This is a genomic window from Microseira sp. BLCC-F43, assembly GCF_041929235.1.
GTDB lineage: Bacteria > Cyanobacteriota > Cyanobacteriia > Cyanobacteriales > Aerosakkonemataceae > Microseira.
The window spans coordinates 1-2,691 of sequence record NZ_JBHFNP010000035.1; the positions used below are offsets into that span (position 1 = coordinate 1).

The window sequence follows — 2,691 nt, forward strand, 5'->3', positions numbered from 1 at the left end:
TTTCTCATAAGTCTCCATCGAGAAAGTGCAATCCACAGTATGCACATTTGCCTTTTTGTTTCTTTAACATAAAGGCTTTTTCTGGTGGCATTTCTGGGTGCAATCCCATAGGACTACTCGAGTATGTTAAGTCTCCGTCAAATGGACTTCTGTTGCCTTCCACTTTTGTATGTCTGATGACTTTAGTATCAGAATGTCGTAGCAGTTTGTAGGCGGAATGTCCTGACCTAGTAGAGAATACCCAATTTCTGTTACCTTCCGAGTGCCAGTATTTAGCTGTAACCCATTGGGCATTTTTGTTGGGATGTCTTCTTCTTGTCCATGCCCTTAATTGTTGATAAAGGATATGGTCACAATAGCTATACTCCCGTTGAGTAGTAATTATACCAGCCTCTAATTATCGGGTTAACCTCCTTTATTATTGTCATTTGGGTAGAGGCTTTGTTGTTGGCTATTGTTTCTCCAATCTTTTGAATATGGAGTTTAACTTTATTCTTACTAGGTGTAACGAGAGTCTTAAATCCTAGTTGATTTCCGTGAGGCTCTTTACCACTAGGATTTTTACCTATTAGGTATTGTCTAATGGTGAACCCAAGAAAATCGAAGCCGACATTTCCTTTCACGTTATTAAGCGTGTGAGTAACTTTGGTTTTACTAGGTTTGAGTTCTAATCCTATTTCTGCTAACCAATAGTCAAGAATAACTTCTAATCGTTCATGTAGGATGACAAAATCATCTGCATATCTGATTAGTGACAGGGATTTTCTCTTGTCCCTTTTTCCCCCTTTTAGAGTTTCTGCATATTGCTTAACTCTTTCTTCCATTCCATGTAAGGCTATGTTGGATAATAATGGGCTGATCGCACCGCCCTGTGGTGTGCCTTCATCAGTTGGGAATAGGGTTTTGTCATCCATGACTCCTGATTTTAACCAAGCTTTGATTTGTTTTCTTAGCTTGGGATAGGTTTGGAGTTTTGCCAGAAGTTTTTCATCGTTGATTTTGTCAAAGCATTTGGCTAGATCAGCATCCAGAACAAATTTTGATTTCTGTTTGATTGCTGTAAAGATTGCTTCGATTGCATCATGAGTAGAACGTCCTGGTCGGAATCCATAACTGTTGGGTTCAAAACAAGCTGACCATTCGGGTTCCACCGCTAGTTTTACTAATGCTTGTAAAGCGCGTTCATATATTGTTGGAATCCCTAATGGTCGCTTTTCTTCTGTCCCTGGTTTGGGTATCCAAACCCTACGGTTAGGTTTCGATTTATTTCCCTATTTGACTAGGGAAATTAAGGTAATTCTTTCTTTAGGTGTTAGGGACTTTATTCCGTCAACGCCTGCCGTTTTCTTACCTTGATTATCTTGTGATACCCGTCGTACAGCTAATAATTTTCCGTTTCATGAGTTTTGGAGTAGCCGTTGTAATTTGTGGACTAACTTGACATTACCCTGTTGGCTGGCTTTGAATATTCGTTTTTGCAACTTAAAGACGCATCTTTCGACTTGACGCCAATTGATGTTCTTCCATTCATACATCGGTTCTACCGTGTCCATAACATTTGAATAATCCCTGTAACCGGATTCACGTCTGCATATCCTATTCATTACAAACAGGCATTTGCTTCTTGAATCATCCTCTCCTTATAAACCTTGCGCTGAGATTCGACCTGTCTTAAGAGATTTATCAGGGTTACTGAGTTCCTAATTTCCGTTGTTCCTAGTTTTAGGGTCTTTCTATACAGCGAGTCTTTATGGATGTTACCAGTTATGAGTTTGGAGTCATCTGGCATTTTAGACTTTTGACATTTTGTCTCCAGCCAATAATCCGAGTGGGCTGGTTGCGCGTTACGGTGTTTCAGATGAAAGTTCGTATTTCTACCCATGACTAGATGCTAGATGGGATTCTTAATCGGATTTTAAGTTACCACCGTTTAACCCCGCTTCAACCTATAAGATTACCAGTTTTATAGATTGGGGGTTAGGCTGTCACTCCAACATCAAGAGGGATGGACTTACACCATCACGGAAATTAGATTGTCAAGGTTAGTTATTATAAACCTTGCCCTGCTTACACTTGGGCCGTTGGGCTTTCCATTTTTGCCGGAACGAATCGCACCCAAACTACGCGCACGCAACCAAATAACTGAGCTAGGATCTGACGTTGTTGGTTTGTCGGGTAAAAACGATACTGATACCTGGCTTTCATGACCTTTGGTAAAATTGGTCTGTTATTCAATTATAAGTTGGTCTACACAAAATGACAACTCAATTTCCTAGAGAAAGACATAGTGTTACAGACTTAAAAATTCATTTGGTCTGTGTAACAAAGTATCGCCGGTCAGTGTTCATGGCTTTAGCCATTGAGTTGGTTGAAAAATCATTTAGGGAGGTAGCAACAAAGATGGACTTTCAAATCCTTGAATTTAATGGCGAAAAAGACCACGTTCATGCGCTGATTGAATACCCGCCAAAGCTGTCAGTTTCACAAATTGTTAACGCACTTCCCGGGTGTATCGAGTCGGCGATATGGACAAGCCGGACTCCCAAAACCTCATAAAGAAGCGCTTTGGAGTCCCAGCTACTTTGCTATATCTGTAGTCGGCGCACCACTCGAAGTTCTCAAACAGTACATCAGAAATCAAGAAAAGCCGTCCTAGAAGGACGGGGCAAAAGACCCATTTCTTTGGTGAAA

Annotated in this window: 2 protein-coding genes and 3 pseudogenes; 1 reads left to right on the forward strand and 4 read right to left on the reverse strand. The window is 40.7% G+C overall.

Annotation, left to right across the window (positions count from 1 at the left end):
• Positions 1 to 4 precede the first annotated feature (4 nt).
• From ACE1CM_RS05645 to ACE1CM_RS05660, 4 genes and pseudogenes are all read right to left on the reverse strand, one after another.
• Positions 5 to 163 (reverse strand): hypothetical protein, encoded by a 159-nt coding sequence (locus tag ACE1CM_RS05645; RefSeq protein ID WP_374876430.1) that lies wholly within the window; start codon positions 161 to 163, stop codon positions 5 to 7.
• A 162-nt stretch (positions 164 to 325) separates the two neighbouring features.
• Positions 326 to 1,238 (reverse strand): annotated as a pseudogene (locus ACE1CM_RS05650) (reverse transcriptase domain-containing protein); the annotation flags it as partial.
• 33 nt (positions 1,239 to 1,271) lie between these two features.
• Positions 1,272 to 1,604, reverse strand: a pseudogene (locus tag ACE1CM_RS05655) (reverse transcriptase N-terminal domain-containing protein).
• Between the two features lie 463 nt (positions 1,605 to 2,067).
• Positions 2,068 to 2,205, reverse strand: a complete 138-nt coding sequence (locus tag ACE1CM_RS05660; RefSeq protein ID WP_374876429.1) for a helix-turn-helix domain-containing protein — start codon at positions 2,203 to 2,205, stop codon at positions 2,068 to 2,070.
• A gap of 51 nt (positions 2,206 to 2,256) precedes the next feature.
• On the opposite strand from ACE1CM_RS05660, the pseudogene tnpA reads away from it, so the two are divergent.
• Positions 2,257 to 2,656 (forward strand): annotated as a pseudogene (tnpA, locus tag ACE1CM_RS05665) (IS200/IS605 family transposase).
• Positions 2,657 to 2,691: the final 35 nt, after the last annotated feature.